This is a genomic window from Citrobacter gillenii (assembly GCF_013337685.1).
Lineage (GTDB): Bacteria > Pseudomonadota > Gammaproteobacteria > Enterobacterales > Enterobacteriaceae > Citrobacter > Citrobacter gillenii.
On the sequence record NZ_SUQN01000006.1, the window covers coordinates 334530 to 356181 of the forward strand.

At 54.0% G+C, this 21652-nt stretch carries 23 protein-coding genes; 10 read left to right on the forward strand and 13 right to left on the reverse strand.

From position 1 onward, the window contains the following. Positions 1-150: 150 nt before the first annotated feature. Entirely contained in the window at positions 151-1305 is a 1155-nt protein-coding gene (locus tag FCH32_RS16095) for an AgaS family sugar isomerase (RefSeq protein ID WP_117342723.1), read from the forward strand. Positions 1306-1317: 12 nt separating this feature from the next. Then, positions 1318-2199, forward strand: coding sequence for a tagatose-bisphosphate aldolase subunit KbaY (gene kbaY / locus FCH32_RS16100; RefSeq protein WP_174361205.1), 882 nt, complete (start codon positions 1318-1320; stop codon positions 2197-2199). Between the two features lie 55 nt (positions 2200-2254). On the opposite strand, the gene rsmI is transcribed toward kbaY, so the two are convergent. Beyond that, on the reverse strand, positions 2255-3118 hold the full coding sequence (gene rsmI, locus FCH32_RS16105; protein WP_115257408.1) for a 16S rRNA (cytidine(1402)-2'-O)-methyltransferase: 864 nt from the start codon (positions 3116-3118) through the stop codon (positions 2255-2257). 62 nt (positions 3119-3180) lie between these two features. On the opposite strand from rsmI, the gene FCH32_RS16110 reads away from it, so the two are divergent. Genes FCH32_RS16110 through dolP form a run of 4 tightly spaced genes read left to right on the forward strand, consistent with a single transcriptional unit; the run spans position 3181 to position 6784 of the window. Beyond that, positions 3181-5235, forward strand: a complete 2055-nt coding sequence (locus FCH32_RS16110) for a penicillin-binding protein activator (protein WP_174361206.1) — start codon at positions 3181-3183, stop codon at positions 5233-5235. Continuing rightward, positions 5193-5588: a YraN family protein gene (locus FCH32_RS16115; protein ID WP_096755549.1), complete on the forward strand. Its 396-nt coding sequence runs from the start codon at positions 5193-5195 to the stop codon at positions 5586-5588. Before FCH32_RS16110 ends, FCH32_RS16115 begins: the two co-directional genes overlap by 43 nt. Before the next feature lie 20 nt (positions 5589-5608). Continuing rightward, positions 5609-6199, forward strand: a complete 591-nt coding sequence (diaA, locus tag FCH32_RS16120) for a DnaA initiator-associating protein DiaA (protein ID WP_048213380.1) — start codon at positions 5609-5611, stop codon at positions 6197-6199. A gap of 9 nt (positions 6200-6208) precedes the next feature. Next, positions 6209-6784, forward strand: a complete 576-nt coding sequence (dolP, locus tag FCH32_RS16125) for a division/outer membrane stress-associated lipid-binding lipoprotein (protein ID WP_115257406.1) — start codon at positions 6209-6211, stop codon at positions 6782-6784. 99 nt (positions 6785-6883) lie between these two features. On the opposite strand, the gene FCH32_RS16130 is transcribed toward dolP, so the two are convergent. Both FCH32_RS16130 and FCH32_RS16135 read right to left on the reverse strand, forming a co-directional pair. Continuing rightward, positions 6884-7519, reverse strand: coding sequence for an NAD(P)H-binding protein (locus tag FCH32_RS16130; RefSeq protein WP_137400195.1), 636 nt, complete (start codon positions 7517-7519; stop codon positions 6884-6886). A 32-nt stretch (positions 7520-7551) separates the two neighbouring features. After that, complete coding sequence (locus FCH32_RS16135) at positions 7552-7980, reverse strand: YhbP family protein (protein ID WP_115257404.1); 429 nt, start codon at positions 7978-7980, stop codon at positions 7552-7554. Positions 7981-8032: 52 nt separating this feature from the next. Here FCH32_RS16135 and FCH32_RS16140 point away from each other — a divergent pair, with 52 nt between their 5' ends. Then, positions 8033-8332 (forward strand): GIY-YIG nuclease family protein, encoded by a 300-nt coding sequence (locus FCH32_RS16140; protein ID WP_115257403.1) that lies wholly within the window; start codon positions 8033-8035, stop codon positions 8330-8332. Here the strand turns inward: FCH32_RS16140 and FCH32_RS16145 are convergent. Further along, a complete protein-coding gene (locus tag FCH32_RS16145; RefSeq protein ID WP_115257402.1) occupies positions 8319-8822 on the reverse strand; it encodes a GNAT family N-acetyltransferase in 504 nt (167 codons plus the stop codon). The two genes, FCH32_RS16140 and FCH32_RS16145, sit on opposite strands and share 14 nt — an antisense overlap. Next, positions 8816-9340, reverse strand: a complete 525-nt coding sequence (ubiT, locus tag FCH32_RS16150; RefSeq protein WP_115257401.1) for a ubiquinone anaerobic biosynthesis accessory factor UbiT — start codon at positions 9338-9340, stop codon at positions 8816-8818. Before ubiT ends, FCH32_RS16145 begins: the two co-directional genes overlap by 7 nt. Positions 9341-9559: 219 nt before the next feature. On the opposite strand from ubiT, the gene ubiU reads away from it, so the two are divergent. From ubiU to FCH32_RS16165, 3 genes are all read left to right on the forward strand, one after another. Then, positions 9560-10555 carry a ubiquinone anaerobic biosynthesis protein UbiU gene (gene ubiU, locus FCH32_RS16155; RefSeq protein WP_096755542.1) on the forward strand — a complete coding sequence of 332 codons (996 nt, stop codon included), beginning with the start codon at positions 9560-9562 and terminating at the stop codon, positions 10553-10555. A gap of 8 nt (positions 10556-10563) precedes the next feature. Beyond that, the gene (locus tag FCH32_RS16160; protein ID WP_137400196.1) at positions 10564-11442 is read left to right on the forward strand and encodes a U32 family peptidase; all 879 of its coding nucleotides are present in this window, start codon (positions 10564-10566) and stop codon (positions 11440-11442) included. A gap of 80 nt (positions 11443-11522) precedes the next feature. Then, entirely contained in the window at positions 11523-12530 is a 1008-nt protein-coding gene (locus FCH32_RS16165; protein WP_174361207.1) for a luciferase-like monooxygenase, read from the forward strand. Positions 12531-12616: 86 nt separating this feature from the next. On the opposite strand, the gene mtr is transcribed toward FCH32_RS16165, so the two are convergent. The 8 genes from mtr to rbfA form a co-directional block, all read right to left on the reverse strand. Next, complete coding sequence (gene mtr, locus FCH32_RS16170; RefSeq protein WP_096755539.1) at positions 12617-13861, reverse strand: tryptophan permease; 1245 nt, start codon at positions 13859-13861, stop codon at positions 12617-12619. Between the two features lie 270 nt (positions 13862-14131). Next, entirely contained in the window at positions 14132-16081 is a 1950-nt protein-coding gene (locus FCH32_RS16175) for a DEAD/DEAH family ATP-dependent RNA helicase (RefSeq protein ID WP_135911337.1), read from the reverse strand. Next, positions 16074-16154, reverse strand: coding sequence for a protein YrbN (gene yrbN, locus FCH32_RS16180; protein ID WP_010723222.1), 81 nt, complete (start codon positions 16152-16154; stop codon positions 16074-16076). The genes FCH32_RS16175 and yrbN overlap by 8 nt, the downstream gene beginning before the upstream one ends. Positions 16155-16260: 106 nt before the next feature. Continuing rightward, positions 16261-17145, reverse strand: coding sequence for a lipoprotein NlpI (gene nlpI, locus FCH32_RS16185; RefSeq protein ID WP_096755537.1), 885 nt, complete (start codon positions 17143-17145; stop codon positions 16261-16263). A 108-nt stretch (positions 17146-17253) separates the two neighbouring features. Continuing rightward, positions 17254-19386: a polyribonucleotide nucleotidyltransferase gene (gene pnp / locus FCH32_RS16190; RefSeq protein ID WP_096755536.1), complete on the reverse strand. Its 2133-nt coding sequence runs from the start codon at positions 19384-19386 to the stop codon at positions 17254-17256. Positions 19387-19634: 248 nt separating this feature from the next. Further along, positions 19635-19904: a 30S ribosomal protein S15 gene (rpsO, locus tag FCH32_RS16195; RefSeq protein ID WP_096755535.1), complete on the reverse strand. Its 270-nt coding sequence runs from the start codon at positions 19902-19904 to the stop codon at positions 19635-19637. 273 nt (positions 19905-20177) lie between these two features. After that, a complete protein-coding gene (truB, locus tag FCH32_RS16200; RefSeq protein ID WP_096755534.1) occupies positions 20178-21122 on the reverse strand; it encodes a tRNA pseudouridine(55) synthase TruB in 945 nt (314 codons plus the stop codon). Next, on the reverse strand, positions 21122-21526 hold the full coding sequence (rbfA, locus tag FCH32_RS16205; RefSeq protein WP_096755533.1) for a 30S ribosome-binding factor RbfA: 405 nt from the start codon (positions 21524-21526) through the stop codon (positions 21122-21124). The genes truB and rbfA overlap by 1 nt, the downstream gene beginning before the upstream one ends. Positions 21527-21652: the final 126 nt, after the last annotated feature.

Genomic DNA, 21652 nt, shown 5'->3' on the forward strand with positions numbered 1-21652 from the left:
TTCGTTTTATTTCCTTTTATTCATTTGAACTTTCAATTTCTTTTCTATACATTTAATTCAACTGATTACATGTACAAGTGAAACGAAACGAAAGATAGCGACAAGTTTGCCAGCGTCTGATGTGGAATTCACACGACTAAGGACTGAGTTATGCCAGAAACCTACACCCCTGTTCGCGCGATAACGGGCACCTGGACAGAAGAAGAAATTCGCCAGCAGCCCGCCAGTTGGATCCGCTCACTCAGCAATATCGAAAAAATCCGATCCTCCATCGACAGTTTTCTCGCACCCTTGTTGCGTAAAAGCGATCTGCGGATCGTACTGACGGGAGCGGGAACCTCCGCGTTTATCGGTGACATTATTGCCCCATGGCTCGCCAGCCACACCGGAAAGAACATCAGCGCCATCCCGACAACCGATCTGGTCACCAATCCAATGGATTATTTGGCACCAGCGCATCCGCTGCTGTTGGTCTCTTTTGCCCGGTCGGGTAACAGCCCGGAAAGTGTTGCAGCAGTTGAGTTGGCTAATCAGTTTGTCCCTGAATGCTATCACCTCTCAATCACCTGTAACGAAGCGGGCAGCCTGTACCAAAACGCGGCCGATAGCGATAACGCGTTTGCACTGCTCATGCCTGCAGAAACGCACGATCGCGGTTTCGCGATGACCAGCAGTATCACCACTATGATGGCCAGTTGTCTGGCGGTATTTGTTCCAGAGAAAATCAACAGCCAGACATTCCGCAACGTGGCCGATCGCTGTCAGGCGATCCTGACGTCACTGGGCGATTTTAGCCACGGCGTGTTTGGTAACGAACCGTGGAAACGGATCGTTTACCTCGGCAGCGGTGGATTACAAGGTGCCGCACGTGAATCAGCGTTGAAAGTTTTGGAACTCACGGCGGGTAAACTGGCCGCATTCTATGACTCGCCAACCGGTTTTCGCCATGGTCCTAAATCACTGGTCGATAACGAAACGCTGGTCGTGGTGTTTGTCTCCAGCCATCCCTATACACGTCAGTACGATCTCGATCTGCTGGCAGAGTTACGTCGTGATCAACAGGCACTGCGCGTTGTGGCCATTGCCGCAGAGACCGATGCCATTATTGAAGCCGGTCCACATATTCTATTGCCACCTTCACGCACTTTTATCGATATGGAGCTCGCTTTCTGCTTCCTGATGTATGCCCAGGTGTTCGCACTGACGCAATCCATCAGTATCGGCAATACACCGGATACGCCTTCTGCCAGCGGTACAGTCAACCGCGTCGTTCAGGGCGTTGTTATTCATTCCTGGAACGGCTAAAAGGATCGCATCATGAGCATTATTTCTACGAAATACCTCCTGCAGGATGCCCAGGCAAAGGGCTATGCCGTACCTGCGTTTAACATCCACAATGCCGAAACTATCCAGGCTATCCTCGAAGTCTGTAATGAAATGCGATCGCCGGTGATCCTCGCCGGAACACCAGGCACCTTTAAGCATATTGCGTTAGAAGAGATCTACGCGCTATGCAACGCCTACTCCACAACCTATGACATGCCTCTGGCACTGCATCTTGACCATCACGAATCGCTGGACGATATCCGTCGTAAGGTGAACGCTGGAGTGCGTAGCGCGATGATTGACGGCAGCCACTTCCCGTTCGAAGAAAACGTGAAGCTGGTGAAATCCGTTGTGGATTTTTGCCACGCCAAAGATTGCAGCGTTGAAGCTGAATTGGGTCGTCTGGGTGGCGTTGAAGATGACATGAGCGTGGATGCAGAAAGCGCTTTCCTGACAGATCCTCAGGAAGCAAAACGTTTTGTCGAACGTACTGGTGTAGACAGTCTCGCCGTCGCTATCGGCACCGCGCACGGTCTCTATACCAAAACCCCGAAAATTGATTTCCAGCGTCTGGCAGAAATTCGTGAAGTGGTCGATATCCCACTGGTATTGCATGGCGCAAGCGATGTACCTGATGAATATGTCCGCCGCACCATTGAGCTGGGGGTGTGTAAGGTCAACGTCGCCACCGAACTGAAAATCGCCTTTGCCGATGCGGTCAAAGCCTGGTTTGCAGAAAATCCACAGGGTAACGATCCCCGTTACTACATGCGTGTCGGTATGGATGCCATGAAAGAAGTGGTACGCAGTAAAATTAATGTCTGCGGATCGGCAAACAGATTATTAATTTGCGAAACTCTCGTTCATTCTTGAAAGTCATGCTGAATGATGTCCACACCCTGGCTGGTGTGGACATCAACAATTGGATTTACTCTCCCTGCTGTTCCAGGGCGTACTTATACAACGCATTCTTTTTCACGCCGTGGATTTCGGCAGCCAGTGCGGCGGCCTTTTTCAGCGGCAGTTCTGCCTGTAACAGCGCCAGCGTCCGCAAGGCATCGGCCGGGAGATCGTCGTCCTGCGCTTTATGGCCCTCAACAATCAGCACCATTTCGCCTTTACGGCGGTTTTCATCTTCTTTTACCCACGCCAGCAATTCGCCGACCGGGGCGCCGTGAATGGTTTCCCAGGTTTTAGTCAGCTCGCGCGCCAGCACCACATAACGCGACTCTCCCCATACGGCGACCATGTCTTCCAGGCTGTCGAGCAGACGGTGGGTGGACTCATAAAAAATCAGTGTACGAGGTTCCGCTTCAATGGCCTTCATTGCATCGCGACGGCCTTTGGATTTGGCGGGCAAAAAGCCTTCGTAGCAAAAACGGTCTGATGGCAGGCCTGCAGCACTTAATGCGGCGATGGCCGCGCAAGGACCCGGTAGCGGCACAACTCGAATACCCGCCTCACGACAGGTACGCACCAGGTGATAGCCAGGATCGTTAATCAGCGGCGTTCCGGCATCGGAAACCAGCGCGATGTTCTGGCCCTCCTTGAGCTTCGCCACCAGCATTTGGGCTTTTTGTTGCTCATTGTGATCGTGTAACGCAAACATACGGGCGCTAATCGCGAAGTGTTGTAATAATAATCCGGTATGACGGGTGTCTTCAGCGGCAATTAAATCAACGGCTTGTAAAACTTCGAGCGCTCGTTGGGTAATATCAGCCAAATTTCCGATAGGAGTAGGTACAATAAAGAGTTGGCCTTGAGAATTATCCGCCGATTCGTGTTGTTTCATTGTGTCGTCCGTATTGCCGATTTAATATTGAGCATTGCGTAAAAAATATCACTGGATACAGTATGGTACCCTCAACATTTTCTCGTATGAAAGCCGCGCGCGCTCTGCCAGTCATTCTGGCAGCATTGATTTTCGCCGGTTGTGGCACCCAGGCGCCAGACCAGAGTGCAGCCCATATGCAGGGCACAGCACAAGCTGATTCCGGCTTTTATCTGCAACAGATGCAGCAAAGCTCAGATGATAGCAAGACCAACTGGCAATTACTCGCCATTCGTGCACTGCTGAAAGAAGGTAAGAGCCAGCAGGCTGTCGATCTGTTCAACCAATTGCCGCAGAACCTGAACGATGCCCAGCGTCGTGAACAATCCCTGCTGGCCGTTGAGATCAAACTTGCGCAGAAAGATGTCGCGGGCGCGCAGGCCCTGCTGGAGAAGCTAAAACCAGCCGATTTCGATCAGAACCAACAGGCGCGTTACTGGCAGGCACAAATTGATGCCAGCCAGGGGCGTCCATCGTTAACGCTGCTGCGTGCGCTAATCGCTCAAGAGCCGCTGTTGGCCGCCAACGATAAGCAGAAAAACATCGATGCGACCTGGCAGACACTCTCGTCAATGACACCAGAGCAGGCGCAGGCGCTGGTCATCAACGCTGATGAAAATGTTCTGCAAGGCTGGCTGGATCTCCAGCGCGTCTGGTTTGATAACCGTAGCGATGTCGACATGATGAAGGCCGGCATTGCCGACTGGCAAAAACGCTATCCGCAAAACCCGGGGGCAAAATTACTGCCCACGCAGTTGGTTAACGTCCAGAGCTATAAGCCAGCGTCCACCAGCAAGATAGCCCTGCTACTGCCGCTGAACGGTCAGGCCGCTGTTTTTGGTCGCACTATTCAGCAGGGTTTTGAAGCAGCGAAAAACAATGGCACGCAACCAGTATCAACCCCTGTCGCCGCAGCCCCTGCAGCCGTCACGGACGCCACCACGCCCGTTGCACAGCCGCAGTCCGTCGACGGCGTGGCCAGCCCTTCCCAGGCCTCGGTGAGCGATCTGACCAATGATGCACCAGCACAGCCAGCCACACCGGTTAGTGCGCCGCAAACAGCACCAACTCAGCCAACGACGGCCAGCGCCCCGGCGAATCCTTCCGCAGAGTTGAAAATTTATGACACCTCGTCACAGCCGCTGAATCAGATCCTGGCCCAGGTGCAGCAGGATGGTGCCAGCATTGTTGTCGGCCCTCTGTTGAAGAACAATGTTGAAGAACTGATGAAGAGCAGCACACCGCTGAACGTACTGGCGCTTAATCAGCCTGAAGCCGTGCAGAACCTGGCGAATGTGTGCTACTTCGCGCTGTCACCGGAAGATGAAGCGCGCGATGCCGCACGTCACATCCGCGATCAGGGAAAACAAACCCCGCTGCTGTTAACGCCGCGTAGCGCGTTAGGCGATCGCGTGGCCAACGCCTTTGCACAGGAATGGCAAAAACTTGGCGGCGGCGTGGTGTTGCAACAGAAATTCGGCTCTACAGCAGAACTGAGAATGGGCGTCAACGGTGGTGCAGGGATTGCCCTGACGGGCAGCCCGGTCGTCTCCTCTGCGCCAGCACAGCCTGGCGTCACGATTGGTGGACTCACCATCCCGGCTCCGCCGACCGATGCGCAAATCACCGGTGGTAGCGGTCGTGTTGACGCCGTGTATATTCTGGCCACGCCGGAAGAGATCGCCTTTATTAAGCCGATGATCGCCATGCGTAACGGCAGCCAGAGCGGTGCCACGCTGTATGCCAGCTCCCGTAGCGCGCAGGGTACTGCCGGTCCTGACTTCCGCCTGGAAATGGAAGGCTTGCAGTACAGTGAAATTCCGATGCTGGCCGGCGGTAACGAACCGCTCATGCAGCAGGCGCTTAGCGCCGTGCACAACGATTACTCGCTGGCACGCATGTACGCCATGGGGGTCGATGCGTGGTCGCTGGCTAACCACTTCACGCAAATGCGTCAGGTGCAGGGCTTTGAAATTAACGGCAACACTGGCGCATTAACCGCCACGCCGGATTGTGTGATTAACAGGAAGTTATCATGGCTCAAATACCAGCAAGGACAGGTCGTCCCCGCCAGTTAACGAGTAAACAGACCGGTGACGCGTGGGAAGCCACCGCGCGTTGCTGGCTGGAGGGCAAAGGACTGCGTTTTATCGCCGCCAACGTGCGCGAACGCGGCGGCGAAATCGACCTGATAATGCGTGAAGGCAAGACCACCGTCTTTGTTGAAGTCCGTTTTCGTCGTTCCGCTCTTTTTGGCGGGGCGGCGGCGAGTGTGACCCGCAGCAAACAACAGAAATTATTACACACCGCCCGCTTGTGGCTTGCGCGCCACAATGGGAGTTTTGATACTGTGGATTGTCGGTTCGATGTGTTAGCCTTCACCGGAAATGATGTTGAGTGGTTAAAGGATGCCTTTAACGACCACTCATAATTGAAGATTTAAGGATTAGCGTGTTAGACAGAATTAAAGTCTGCTTTACAGAAAGCATTCAAACTCAGATTGCTGCGGCTGAAGCGCTCCCGGATGCGATTTCCCGTGCAGCCATGACGCTGGTTCAATCCCTGCTCAATGGCAACAAAATTCTCTGTTGTGGTAATGGGACATCCGCTGCCAACGCACAGCATTTTGCTGCCAGTATGATCAACCGTTTTGAAACAGAACGGCCCAGTTTACCTGCTATTGCACTAAATACTGATAATGTGGTCTTAACTGCGATTGCCAACGATCGCCTGCACGACGAAGTTTATGCAAAACAAGTCCGTGCGCTGGGACATGCAGGTGATGTTCTGTTGGCAATTTCTACGCGTGGCAACAGTCGCGATATCGTTAAAGCCGTTGAAGCTGCCGTCACCCGCGACATGACGATCGTCGCTCTGACCGGTTATGACGGGGGAGAGCTGGCCGGATTATTAGGGCCGCAGGATGTCGAAATCCGCATTCCCTCACACCACAGCGCACGCATTCAGGAAATGCATATGCTGACGGTGAACTGCCTTTGCGATCTTATCGATAACACGCTTTTCCCTCACCAGGATGATTAAGGAGTACACATGAAGGCATTTTCGCCGCTCGCAGTGGTTCTTTCTGCGCTGCTGTTGCAAGGCTGTGTCGCTGCCGCCGTTGTCGGAACGGCAGCTGTCGGAACGAAAGCCGCAACTGACCCTCGCAGCGTCGGCACCCAGGTAGATGATGGAACCCTGGAATTACGCGTCAGTACCGCGTTATCAAAAGATGCCCAGATCAAGAAAGAAGCGCGCATCAACGTCAGCGCCTATCAGGGTAAAGTGCTACTGGTGGGGCAGTCTCCTAACAGCGAGTTGTCTGCGCGGGCGAAACAGATTGCAATGGGTGTAGAAGGCACGACGGAAGTGTTTAACGAAGTCCGTCAGGGTCAGCCAATCGGCCTGGGTGAAGCCTCCAACGATACCTGGATCACCACCAAAGTGCGCTCCCAGCTGCTCACCAGCGATCAGGTAAAATCATCCAACGTTAAAGTGACCACCGAGAACGGGGAAGTCTTCCTGCTGGGTCTGGTTACCGACCGTGAAGCGAAGGCTGCGGCGGATATCGCCAGCCGGGTCAGCGGCGTGAAACGCGTCACGACCGCGTTTACATTTATTAAGTAATACTGCTACAGATGCCGGATGGCGACGCCTGGGCGTCTTATCCGGCCTACAGGACTTCATCGTTTGTAGGCCGAATAAGCGTCAGCGCCATCCGGCATTTTATTTAGCCCTTTCGCGCAGCTCGGACGAGGTCAGGATCGAAACCCCTTCATGTCCTGGCGCAAGTGCCTCCACCAGCATTGCCCGTGCGACATCACGTGCCTCAATAGATTTCCAGTTCCCCGGTAGCAGCTTGAATAATGGCGCAAAGAGCTTTTCATTCGCTCGCTGTTGTTCCCTGTCACCCAGCAACATCGAAGGCCGTACAATCGTCAGCCGGGGCCATTTCTGCGCAATCAGCGCCTCTTCCATCTCACCTTTAACCCGATTGTAGAAAAATGGCGAGTGCGCATTGGCCCCCATCGAACTCACTACCAGCATATGCTGAGCCCCCAGACGACGCCCCGTCAGGGCGGTATCTACCACCAGCGTATAATCAGCGTGGATAAAGGCCTCTTTACTGCCCGCTTCACGTCGGGTGGTTCCCAGACAGCAAAAAACAATGTCGACCGGATCGGTGACCTGTGCCAGCGCATCGGTCAACTGCGGATCGTGAGGGTTAAAGACGCCAACCGTATCGGCGAGCGGGCGGCGCGTTGGAGCCGTAATCGCATGGACCCGGGGCTCGTTCAGTAGCATCCGCAATAAATGTCCGCCCACCAGACCCGTGGCTCCGGTTATTAACACCTGGCTCATCGCTTATCCTTTCCCTTCAATCATTCCTCTAACTATAGATCACGTAGCCAGAGCAGCTTTTTACCAAAGCCCAGCGTGTTGTCAGTGAACTTGATTTCATCAAGACGAATCTCCCACACGGGTGCAGACAGCATTCTGGCGACGGGGAAGCGACGATTATACGCTTTACGCGCGTCGTCGCTCTCCTGCCCCTCCAGACGCCTGATTTCGCCTTTAAACTGGACGCCACGGATCAGCGCGACCGTTTTGGGTTGACCGTTTACCGTCCCGGCAACGGACGCGCATGGGCCGGACATCTGGGCATGGCGAGTTTTATCTTCGGTGAGCACATAGAAGGCAACCTTCTGCGCATCAAACAGATAAAACGCATTGGCGCACCACAGTTCACCGTCATGATGCACACACCAGGTCACGACGTGCTGTTTTGCCAGCCAGCGCGTCACCGCAGTCAGTGTTTCCATTTCTGTTCTCTTTTATACTGTAGGCCTGAAAATTATCACGTCGATGGTGACAATGACACCCTGGTATCTGTACCTGATCCGTACCGCAGACAACGCCCTGTACACCGGTATAACCACCGATGTGCAGCGCCGCTATAAGCAACATCAAAGCGGAAAAGGCGCGAAAGCCTTGCGTGGGAAGGGAGAGTTAACTCTGGCATTTGCCGCGCAGGTCGGCGATCGTTCGCTGGCCCTGCGTCTGGAATATCGAGTCAAGCAGCTCACAAAGCGTCAGAAAGAACGCCTTGTAGAAGGTGAAGGGCTTGAGGCATTGCTGAGTAGCCTACAAGCCCCGGTGCTTAAAAGCGATTGAAGTGCTCGTGGTATTCCACCAGACCAGACACGCCCTCCAGCGCATCTTCTGCCAGGCGATGCACCTGGAACGCGCTTTCGGTGCCCGGCCAGCGGCAGTGTAGATCGTGGTGGGCTGCCAGCTCAAAGCCAAAGCGACTGTACAGTGCCGGATCGCCCAGCGTGACCACCGCGGCGTACCCAAACTCGTTCAGTGAATCCAGTCCCTCATAGACCAGCTGACGCGCCAGGCCCTGCCCACGGTAGTTTTCATCTACCGCTAACGGAGCCATACCGACCCATTGCAGATCTTCACCTTGCACATCAACAGGACTGAACGCGACGTAGCCGACCACCTGACCTTCGTCGTCGGTGGCAACCAGACCCAGCGTCAGAAAACCGTCTTCACGCAGGTCGTGCACTAACTTCGCTTCCGCATCGCTTTCAAAGGAACGACGCAGCAGCGCATCAATACCTGGGGCATCAATGGGAATTTCAACTCGAATCAGCATGGTTCACCTACCGAGGTCTGTTTGGTTTCTGGCGAATGTTTCATACCCGCCTCAACAAAGTCCGCCAGTTGCAGCAGCATAACGCGCAATGCTTTCGGCATCTGCTCCAGTTCAATGGCGTCCATCAGATTTTTCACATGTAGCCCTAATTCTGTATCGCCTTCAATCACCAGGCGACGCTGGAAGAAAAGCGTATCCGGATCCTGCTTACGCGCCGCAATCATCAATAAATCGCTGGCGTCTGCGCTAAAACTCACATCAGCGTCTGCATTCTGACTGACGATAAGTTTGTCGTTCTCAACAGAGGTATACCATCTGAGGCCAATATCACGAACATTTATGCTCAACCAGCGACCGTCGAGAAACTCCAGTTCCCCGTCGGCCAGCGCCTGGCGAAATTGCCAGCTCAGAACCTGTTCCAGTACCTGGCGCTTGAGCGTAAAGGGCGTCAGTTTAACCGGTACACTCATCAGAGAAGGACCAAAATGTACTAAGCGTGAACGCAGTTTATCCAACACGAGCTTTACTCCCTGTTTCTATAGTCCGGCTATTTTGCCATATCAAATAAACGACATAGCGGCATAAATCAACAATTCGCTACGAAATTGTTACCTCTTTATTGGTGATACCAATACGACTTTAACTGCCTCAAATCAAAAATTGTCTCAGCAAGGTTAACTAAAATCCCTCTTCGTTAACATTTTTGCGCCCAGGCGGCGTAACTTTCAGGATAAATTATGGAGCTGCTGTGCCCTGCCGGAAATCTCCCGGCGCTTAAGGCGGCCATCGAGAACGGCGCTGATGCTGTGTACATCGGGCTAAAAGATGATACCAACGCCCGTCATTTCGCCGGCCTTAATTTTACCGAGAAAAAATTGCAGGAAGCGGTGAGTTTCGTCCATCAACATCGCCGTAAGCTGCACATCGCGATTAACACCTTTGCCCACCCGGATGGGTACGCTCGCTGGCAGCGTGCCGTGGATATGGCGGCACAACTGGGCGCGGATGCACTGATCCTCGCCGATCTCGCCATGCTTGAGTATGCCGCAGAACGCTACCCGCATATTGAGCGCCATGTCTCTGTTCAGGCATCGGCAACCAATGAAGAAGCGGTAAATTTCTATCACCGTAACTTTGACGTCGCGCGTGTGGTGCTGCCGCGCGTGCTGTCGATTCATCAGGTGAAACAACTCGCGCGCGTAACACCGGTTCCTTTGGAAGTGTTTGCCTTCGGCAGCCTGTGCATTATGGCGGAAGGCCGCTGCTATCTTTCGTCTTATCTGACGGGCGAATCCCCCAATACCGTCGGCGCGTGTTCCCCTGCCCGCTTTGTACGCTGGCAGCAGACCGCGCAGGGGCTGGAATCTCGCCTGAACGAAGTGCTGATTGACCGTTACCAGGATGGTGAAAACGCCGGATATCCCACGCTGTGTAAAGGGCGTTATTTGGTGGATGGCGAGCGCTATCATGCGCTGGAGGAGCCCACCAGCCTCAATACCTTAGAACTGCTACCTGACCTGCTGGCCGCCAATATTGCCTCGGTGAAAATCGAGGGGCGTCAGCGTAGCCCGGCCTATGTCAGCCAGGTGGCGAAAGTGTGGCGTCAGGCGATCGACCGCTGCAAAGCAGATCCGCAAAACTTCGTTCCGCAAAGCGCCTGGATGGAAACGCTCGGCTCTATGTCCGAAGGCACGCAGACCACACTTGGCGCGTATCACCGTAAATGGCAGTGAGAAAAGCAATGAAATATTCCTTAGGACCGGTGCTCTACTACTGGTCGAAAGAGACGCTGGAAGACTTTTATCAGCAGGCAGCCACCAGCCATGCCGACGTTATCTATCTTGGCGAAGCAGTGTGCAGCAAGCGCCGGGCGACCAAAGTGGGTGACTGGATCGACATGGCGAAGTCCCTCGCCGGGAGCGGTAAGCAGGTGGTCCTGTCCACGCTGGCACTGGTGCAGGCGTCATCTGAGTTGGGTGAGTTGAAACGCTATGTAGAAAACGGTGACTTCCTGCTGGAAGCCAGCGATCTCGGCGTGGTCAATATGTGCGCCGAACGTAAGCTGCCGTTCGTGGCCGGGCACGCACTCAACTGCTACAACGCCGTAACGCTGCGTATTCTGCTCAAGCAGGGCATGGTGCGCTGGTGTATGCCGGTTGAGCTGTCACGTGATTGGCTGGTGAACCTGCTTAACCAGTGTGACGAACTGGGTATTCGCGACCAGTTTGAAACCGAAGTACTGAGCTACGGGCATTTGCCGCTGGCCTACTCTGCCCGCTGCTTCACCGCACGCTCCGAAGATAAGCCTAAAGACGAGTGCGAAACCTGCTGCATCAAGTATCCCAACGGGCGTGATGTCCTGTCGCAGGAGAATCAGCAAGTGTTTGTCCTCAACGGTATTCAGACCATGAGCGGCTACGTCTACAACCTCGGTAATGAGCTGGCGTCCATGCAGGGGCTGGTTGATATTGTGCGCCTGTCCCCGTTGGGAACCGAGACATTCGCCATGCTGGATGCCTTCCGTGCCAACGAGAATGGTGGTGCCCCGTTACCGCTTGCCACCCACAGTGACTGCAACGGCTACTGGAAACGACTGGCAGGCCTGGAACTGCAGATGTGATTAATAGCTCACTTTGTTAACAACAATCGCTAGTCTTTAATGCAATATTAAAAGATTAACCGGTAACAAAGTGAGCCGTTATGACTGACAAAACCATTCCGTTCTCGGTGCTCGATCTAGCGCCGATCCCTGAAGGATCCAGCGCAAAGCAGGCCTTCTCGCACTCTCGTGATCTCGCCCAACTGGCGGAAAAGCGCGGCTACCATCGCTACTGGCTGGCTGAACATCACAATATGACCGGCATCGCCAGTGCGGCAACCTCGGTGCTCATCGGTTATCTGGCGGCCAATACCACAACCCTGCATCTGGGTTCTGGCGGCGTGATGTTACCCAACCATTCCCCGCTAGTGATTGCCGAACAGTTCGGCACGCTGAATACGCTGTATCCGGGACGTATTGACCTCGGTCTGGGTCGAGCGCCGGGCAGCGATCAACCAACCATGCGCGCGCTGCGCCGCCATATGAGTGGTGATATCGATAACTTTCCCCGCGACGTAACAGAACTGTTGGACTGGTTTGACGCACGTGACCCGAATCCCCACGTGCGTCCGGTTCCCGGCTACGGAGAGCAAATCCCGGTCTGGCTGTTAGGCTCCAGTCTGTATAGCGCACAGCTGGCCGCTCAGCTTGGCCTGCCGTTTGCCTTCGCCTCCCACTTCGCCCCGGATATGCTGCACCAGGCGCTGCATCTTTATCGCACTCAGTTCAAACCCTCCACGCGTCTGGCAACACCGTATGCGATGGTATGCATCAACATCATCGCTGCCGACAGCAATCGCGACGCTGAGTTTCTCTTCACCTCTATGCAGCAGGCGTTTATGAAACTGCGTCGGGGTGAAACCGGACAACTCCCACCGCCGGTGGAGAATATGCATCAGCTGTGGTCCGCATCCGAGCAATATGGCGTACAGCAGGCATTAAGCATGTCGCTGGTGGGGGACAAAGCGAAAGTGCGTCACGGGCTGGAGTCAATCCTACGTGAAACCCAGGCCGATGAGATTATGGTTAACGGGCAGATTTTTGACCATCAGGCACGCCTGCATTCGTTTGAGTTGGCGATGCAGGTGAAAGAGGAGTTGGTTGGGTAGGTTTGGGTTGCCCGGTGGCGCTACGCTTACCGGGCCTACGGGTTCGAGTAGGCCGGATAAGGCGTAGCCGCCATCCGGCACGCTACTTACTGATACACCGGCAACAAATTAACGCTCGACAGGATATGGATAACCGCGTTGCCGACACCGAACACCAGAATCAGCGCAATCATCGGCTTGCCACCCCAGACGCGGAATTTCGGGCTACCAAACCGCTTGCGGGATTTACGTGCCAGCAGCGCCGGCACAATGGCCGCCCAAATAGTGGCCGCGAGCCCTGCATAGCCAATGGCGTACAGGAAGCCGTTCGGCCACAGCAGGCCACCGACAATCGGTGGGACAAAGGTCAGTAAAGCGGTTTTCAAACGCCCCATTGCTGAGTCATCAAAACCAAACAGATCCGCCAGATAGTCGAACAGGCCCAGCGTCACGCCAAGGAACGAACTCGCCACGGCAAAGTTGGAGAACACCACCAGCAGCAGGTCCAGACTGCGGCTGTTCAGCACCCCACTCAGCGCCTGTACCAGTACATCAATGTTACCGCCCTGCTTAGCAATGCCAATGAATTCCGGGCGTGGAATATTGCCCATCGTCCCCAGCAACCATACGGTGTATAGCACCAGCGCCAGCAACGTGCCGTACACCAGGCACTTCACGATGGTCTTCGGATCTTTACCGTAATACTTCATCAGACTCGGTACGTTACCGTGATAACCAAAGGATGCCAGACAGAACGGCAGCGTCATCAGCAGATACGGTGTGTACGACGCATTGCTTTCTGCGACGTTAAACAGCGTGGTTGGGGATACATGTCCCATCAGGCTGCCGAAGGTCAGGAAGAAGGTGATCACCTTCGCACCCAGCACGATAGCCGTCATGCGGCTCACTGCTTTGGTACTCAACCACACCACAAACGCCACCAGTAGCGCGAAGCCAAACCCTGCCGCTCGCGCCGGGACGTTCAGCGACATCTCGGCAAAGGTATGGTGCAGAATCGAGCCGCTCGCCGAGATATACGCATAGGTCAGGATATACAGTACGAACGCAATCGAGATGCCGTTGACAACGTTCCAGCCTTTGCCTAGCAGATCTTTGGTGATGGTGTCGAAGCTCGAACCAATACGATAATTGAGGTTAGCCTCGAGGATCATCAGCCCGGAATGCAGCATGCAGAACCAGGTAAAGATCAGTGCCGCCATTGACCAGAAGAACCACGCCCCGGACATGACCACGGGCAGAGAAAACATCCCCGCGCCAATAATGGTGCCGCCGATAATCACCACGCCGCCAAGCAGCGATGGTGATGTTTGGGTGGTGGTTAGTGTTGCCATTTAGCCTGATCTCCAGTGTATTTACCCGTCATACTTCAAGCTGTAGATGCGTTGGCTGCACTCCGCCATCCCAGTCACTTACTTGAGTAAGCTCCTGGAATGTCCTCGTTTTCCGCCTTCCTACAACTCGAATTATTTAGGGTTAAAATTAGCTAATACAGTTCAATGCGCTGCACTGTACCAGTACACGAGTACAAAAGGAATAAAAAAAGCCCCGACCGTTAAGATCGGGGCTGTATATTTTACTTTACAGCTATGAAGCCAAGAGGCTTATGCGTCACCGCCGAAACGACGACGACCTGCGGAGTCATCACGACGCGGAGCGGAAGCATCGTCACGACGTGGAGCACGGCTGCCTTCACGACGTTCGCCACTGAAACGACGACCATCACCACGGCCACCTTCACGACGCTCGGTGCTGTTACCACGGTTTTCGCCACGGCCGCCTTCACGACGTTCGCCGCTGAAACGACCACCGCCGCCGCCACGACGCTCACCACCGGTGTGCGGTACTGCATCGCCAACCAGCTGCATGTTCATCGGCTTGTTCAGGATGCGAGTACGGGTAAAGTGCTGCAGCACGTCGCCCGGCATACCTTTCGGCAGTTCGATGGTGGAGTGCGTACCGAACAGCTTGATGTTACCGATGTAACGGCTGCTGATGTCACCTTCGTTAGCGATCGCGCCAACGATATGACGAACTTCAACACCGTCATCACGGCCCACTTCAATGCGATACAGCTGCATATCGCCAACGTCACGACGTTCACGACGCGGACGGTCTTCACCACCGCGTTCCGGTCGGTCACCACGCGGGCCACGATCGTTACGATCATTACGATCGCCACGTGGAGCACGTTCATCACGGTCGCGGAATTCGCGCTTAGGACGCATCGGTGCATCTGGTGGCACGATCAGCGGACGTTCACCCTGTGCCATTTTCAGCAGTGCTGCGGCCAGCGTTTCGATATCCAGCTCTTCTTCCGGCTGCATTTTCGCCAGCAGAGCACGGTACTGATCCAGATCGCTGCTTTCCAGCTGCTGCTGTACTTTCGCGGCGAATTTTTCCAGACGGCGTTTGCCCAGCAGATCTGCGTTCGGCAGTTCAACTTCCGGAATGGTCAGCTTCATGGTGCGTTCGATGTTACGCAGCAGACGACGCTCACGGTTCTCAACGAACAGCAGCGCACGGCCAGCACGACCCGCACGACCGGTACGGCCGATACGGTGAACGTAAGACTCGGAGTCCATCGGGATGTCATAGTTAACAACCAGGCTGATACGCTCAACGTCCAGGCCACGGGCCGCAACGTCGGTTGCAATCAAAATATCCAGACGGCCGTCTTTCAGACGTTCCAGAGTCTGCTCACGCAGGGACTGGTTCATGTCGCCGTTCAGTGCAGCGCTGCTATAGCCGCTACGCTCCAGCGCTTCTGCCACTTCCAGGGTCGCATTTTTGGTACGAACGAAGATAATCGCCGCATCAAAATCTTCTGCTTCCAGGAAACGCACCAGCGCTTCATTTTTACGCATGCCCCAGACAGTCCAGTAGCTCTGGCTGATGTCAGGACGCGTGGTGACGCTGGACTGAATGCGTACTTCCTGCGGCTCTTTCATAAAGCGGCGGGTAATACGGCGAATCGCTTCCGGCATGGTTGCAGAGAACAGAGCGGTCTGATGACCTTCCGGGATCTGCGCCATAATCGTTTCAACGTCTTCGATGAAGCCCATACGCAGCATTTCATCGGCTTCGTCCAGCACTAAACCGCTCAGTTTAGAGAGGTTCAGGGTACCGCGCTTCAGGTGATCCAGCAGACGACCCGGCGTACCGACGACGATCTGCGGGCCCTGACGCAGGGCACGTAATTGCACGTCATAACGCTGGCCGCCGTAAAGGGCTACCACGTTCACGCCGTGCATATGTTTAGAGAAATCCGTCATGGCTTCTGCAACCTGAACCGCCAGTTCGCGGGTCGGTGCCAGCACCAGAATCTGAGGTGCCTTCAGCTCAGGATCAAGATTGTTGAGCAGCGGTAAGGAGAACGCTGCAGTTTTGCCGCTACCGGTCTGGGCCATACCCAGAACATCGCGACCGCCCAGCAGATGCGGAATGCACTCTGCCTGGATTGGAGATGGTTTTTCGTAACCCAGATCGGTAAGGGCTTCAAGGATAGGAGCCTTCAGGCCCAGATCTGCAAAAGTGGTTTCGAATTCAGCCATGTAGTACGTGTGCCTCAAAATTAATGGCGGCCAGTCTACATAACTCATCATGAAATTGATCTGCAATTTTCATTGAAAAGTGTGAACCGGCTCAAAGTAGGTGTATTAACGAACAACAACGCCCTCACCGGTGAAGGTGATGGCAATCAAAAAAGATTACGGGCTGATGTGTACGTCAGCTATTGCTGGTCCGATTCTGCCAGGTCATCTTGGTCCTGGCCCAGGAGCGATAATTCCAACAATGCGTATCGGTGCTCAACAAAGTTATGAACGTTGTTAGCCACCGCCAGTTTGAACAATGCCGTAGCGTTGTCCAAATCCCCCAGACTTAGGTAGTACTTACCTAAATAGAAGTTGGTTTCACTGAGATGCTCAGCGAGCGAGGTGTTATCCGTTGCGTCCGCCTTCAGGCGCTCCATCAGCGTTGCTTCGCTAATGTTGCCCAGGTAGAACTCGACAATGTTCCATCCCCATTGCTCTTTATCCGATTTCTCGAAGCGCTGTATTAACGCTTCTTTAGCCTGCTTCTCATCGAGCTTCTGCTCGGCGAGATACAGCCACAGACTGCGGAATGGATCATTGGGATCGTCTTGATAAAACGCTAGCAGATCATCTTGCGCTAACTTGTCGCGACCGCCGTAATACAATGCGATACCGCGATTTAAGTGCGCGTAGTTGTAAGTTGGATCAAGCTCAAGTACAGAATCAAACGCTTCATAGGCAGCATCAAAATTGCCTGCCTGCGTTAAATATATACCTAAGTAATTGAATACTTCAGGCATATCTGGTCGGATTGCCAACGCTTGTGAAAAATCATTTCGCGCTAGTGCCCTCAGACCGAGACTATCATACAACACTCCGCGCTCATATAAAAGCTGTGCGCGTTCGTCATCGGTTAAAGCCCGACTGGCAAGAATTTGTTCCATACGTGCCAGAATCACTTCCTGCTGTAAAGTCGGTTGCAGTGGTACTGCGAGGACTTCACTCTTACGCCAGGCGGAATTACTGCATCCAGCCAGCGTGAGTGCTGTCGCAACGAAACACCAGCGCAAAAAAGGCTTCATTTCCCACTCCCGAAGACAACGATTGAATGAACGTCCTGTTCCCCGGTTGCTAACAAGGCTTCCTGCCGGGTTAAAGGCCCCCCGCTCACGCGGAGGGCAATGGCAACCTTACTCGCCGAGGCTTGCCGGTGCTTCCGGCGCAGCTGCTGGCTGAGACTGCTCAGTTGCTTCTTTAATGCTCAGACGTACGCGGCCCTGGCGATCAACTTCCAGAACTTTAACCGGTACTTCCTGACCCATCTGCAGGTAATCGGTCACTTTCTCTACGCGCTTGTCAGCGATCTGAGAGATGTGTACCAGACCTTCTTTACCGCCACCGATGGCAACGAATGCGCCAAAGTCAACGATACGGGTCACTTTACCATTGTAGATACGGCCAACTTCGATTTCTGCAGTAATCTCTTCGATACGACGGATAGCATATTTCGCTTTTTCACCGTCGGTCGCCGCGATCTTCACAGTACCATCATCTTCGATTTCGATGGTGGTGCCGGTTTCTTCGGTCAGAGCACGGATAACAGAACCGCCTTTACCGATAACGTCTTTGATTTTGTCCGGGCTGATCTTAATGGTGTGGATACGCGGAGCGAACTGAGAGATGTCGCCGCGCGGCGCATTGATCGCCTGTTCCATCACGCCCAGGATGTGCAGACGCGCACCTTTAGCCTGGTTCAGAGCAACCTGCATGATCTCTTTGGTGATACCTTCGATTTTGATATCCATCTGCAGTGCAGAGATACCATCGCGGGAACCCGCCACTTTAAAGTCCATGTCGCCCAGGTGATCTTCGTCACCCAGAATGTCAGACAGAACCACAAAGTTATCGCCTTCTTTCACCAGACCCATCGCGATACCCGCAACAGCGGCTTTGATCGGCACACCTGCGTCCATCAGTGCCAGAGAAGCACCGCACACGGAAGCCATGGAAGAAGAACCGTTGGATTCGGTGATTTCAGACACAACACGTACGGTGTACGGGAATTTGTCCAGTTCCGGCATCACTGCCAGCACGCCGCGTTTCGCCAGACGGCCGTGACCAATCTCACGACGCTTCGGAGAACCGACCATACCGGTTTCGCCTACGCAGTACGGAGGGAAGTTGTAGTGGAACAGGAAGTTGTCAGTACGCTCGCCCATCAGTTCGTCGAGGTTCTGCGCATCACGGGTGGTGCCCAGGGTCGCAGTAACCAGCGCCTGAGTTTCGCCACGGGTGAACAGTGCGGAACCGTGAGTACGCGGCAGTACGCCAGTACGCACGTCCAGACCACGGATCATGTCTTTTTCGCGGCCATCGATGCGCGGCTCGCCTGCCAGTACGCGACTACGAACAACGTTTTTCTCGATAGCGTGCAGGATTTCACCCAGTTCGTTAGCGTCCAGGGTTTCGTCTTCTGCAACCAGTTGAGCGATGGTTTCAGATTTGATCACGTCAACCTGAGCATAACGCTCTTGTTTGTCGGTGATACGGTAAGCATCGCTCAAACGCGTTTCTGCCAGCGCGGCAACGCGTGCATTCAGCGCTTCGTTGACAGCTTCTGGCTGCCAGTCCCAACGCGGTTTGCCAGCGACTTTAACCAGCTCGTTGATTTCTTTGATAACAATCTGCTGCTGTTCGTGACCGAATACGACAGCGCCCAGCATCTGGTCTTCGCTCAGCAGTTCAGCTTCGGATTCAACCATCAGTACGGCAGCTTCAGTACCGGCAACAACCAGGTCCAGCTTGCTTTCTTTCAGTTCGTCTTGAGTCGGGTTCAGTACATACTGGTCATTGATATAACCAACACGAGCAGAACCGATCGGGCCGTTGAACGGCAGACCAGACAGGGACAGCGCAGCGGATGCGCCGATCATTGCCACGATATCTGGGTTAACCTGCGGGTTAACGGAGACAACGGTCGCAATAACCTGAACTTCGTTGATGAAACCTTCCGGGAACAGCGGACGAACCGGGCGGTCAATCAGACGCGCGATCAGGGTTTCGCCTTCACTCGGACGGCCTTCACGACGGAAGAAGCTACCCGGGATACGGCCAGCAGCGTAGGTACGCTCCTGATAGTTAACGGTCAGCGGGAAGAAATCCTGGCCTGGCTTGGTCTTTTTCTGACCAACAACGGTCACAAATACCGCGGTGTCATCCATGCTAACCATAACAGCAGCAGTAGCCTGACGTGCCATCATGCCGGTTTCCAGCGTTACGGTATGTTGGCCGTACTGGAATTTACGAACGATCGGATTAAGCAAAATAATATCCTTTCTCTTTTTTTAACGGCGTATTTATACACGCCATCGTTAATACCCGACCTTCTGCGCATCCTCGCGACTAATGACAACCCTAACCCACGCGTATTGGGTAAAGCCTCTCATTAGCCGCGCGAACCTCTGCGACGGAAGATCATTCATAGCAACAATACATTAGTTTCCAGCGAATTGCTGCCATCTGCTGGAAAAAAGGGGCCATGAAGGCCCCCTCTTTCTGAAACTCGAAAGACTTAGCGACGCAGACCCAGACGCTCGATCAGCGCAGTGTAACGTGCAACATCTTTACGCTTCAGGTAGTCGAGCAGTTTACGACGCTGAGAAACCATACGCAGCAGACCACGACGGCTGTGGTGATCTTTTTTGTGTTCAGAGAAGTGACCCTGCAGGTGGTTAATCTGTGCAGTTAACAGAGCAACCTGAACATCGGTAGAACCGGTGTCGTTTGCATCACGACCAAACTCAGAAACAATTTTAGCTGTAGCTTCAGTACTTAGAGACATTTTAAAACTCCAAAGTGTTAAGAATGTAAGGACGCCGATCTCTAATTCAGCGATCCCAGTGTATACACTTCATCCTTCAAACTGCCTCTGCGTTGGCTGCGTCCGCTCACCTCAGTCACTTACTTCAGTAAGCGCCTGAGGATTCTCAGACTTGCCGCCTTGATGCAGCTCGAATGATTTTGTGTACACGCCGCGCGAACTGTTAAATAATTTACGCGACGTTAAGCGGCGGTATTCTACTCGCAGCGCCTTCTTATCGCAAGACAGAGAGCGCTATGCAGGATACTCAACCACCAGTCGACGAGGGGCGACACGACCTTCATCGTCGATCTCCCCCATGCCGATAAATTTGCCATCATCGCCTTCCGTCACGCGAACCAGCCCTTCCAGCGGCACGCCCGACGTACGTACCGGATTACCATTTTTAAAGTAAACCGATGATGTTAAAGGCAGATTAACAATGGGATAGTCCGATGCCGGACTGTCCATTGGCATCAGCAGCGGATCAAGTAATTCTGCCGCCGGAATGTTCTGCTGTTCAGCCTGTTCAACCAGGCTGTGCAAATGTTCCAGCGTGACCATACGGTCTACCGGATACTTGCTGACCGTAAGACGACGCAGATACGTCACGTGCGCGCCGCATCCGAGCTTCTCGCCCAGATCGTCAACAATCGTGCGAATGTACGTGCCTTTGGAGCAATGGACTTCCAGCTCCAGTTCATTACCTTCGTGGCGAATAAACAGCAGTTCGTACACGGTAATCGGTCTGGATTCACGCGGGACCTCAATACCCTGACGCGCGTACTCGTACAGCTTTTTACCCTGATACTTCAGCGCTGAGTACATCGACGGAATCTGTTGGATGTCACCGCGAAACGTCTCCAGCGCGCTGGCAAGCTGTTCCGGGGTAAACGTCACCGGACGCTCCTGCACAATTTGCCCATCGGCATCAGAGGTATCAGTACGCTGTCCCAAGCGGGCCACCACGCGATAGCGTTTGTCAGAGTCCAGCAGGTACTGCGAAAACTTGGTCGCCTCTCCCAGGCAGATAGGCAGCATGCCTGTCGCCAGCGGATCCAGCGCACCGGTATGACCGGCACGGTTGGCATTGTAGAGGCGTTTTACTTTTTGCAGCACGTCATTGCTGGACATGCCTTGCGGCTTATCCAGCAACAGGACGCCATGAATGTCGCGACCACGACGACGAGGACGACTCATTAGTCCTCCTTGCTGTCGTCCGCAGGATTCACACGACGTTCATCGTCATGCTTCACCACGCTGGTCACCAGGTTAGACATGCGCATCCCTTCGACCAACGAGTTGTCGTAGAAGAAAGTCAGTTCCGGCACGATACGCAGGCGCATGGCTTTACCCAGCAGAGAGCGGATGAAGCCAGAGGCTTCCTGCAAGGCTTTAATACCGTTCTTCACGGCAGCTTCGTCCTGGTCATTCAGGAACGTCACGAACACTTTGGCATACGCCAGGTCACGAGACATCTCAACGCCGGACACGGTAGTCATCACGCCGACGCGCGGATCTTTGATTTCGCGTTGCAGGATGAGTGCGATCTCTTTTTGCATCTCCTGGGCCACGCGCTGCGGGCGACCAAATTCTTTCGCCATAATAAATTCTCCAGAATAAAGACAAAAAAGGGGCCATAAGCCCCTTTTTAAATTTCATTGCCGGGTGGCGCTTCGCTTACCCGGCCTACCTCAAATAAGCTTCTATGCCTTGAACTACCAACACAG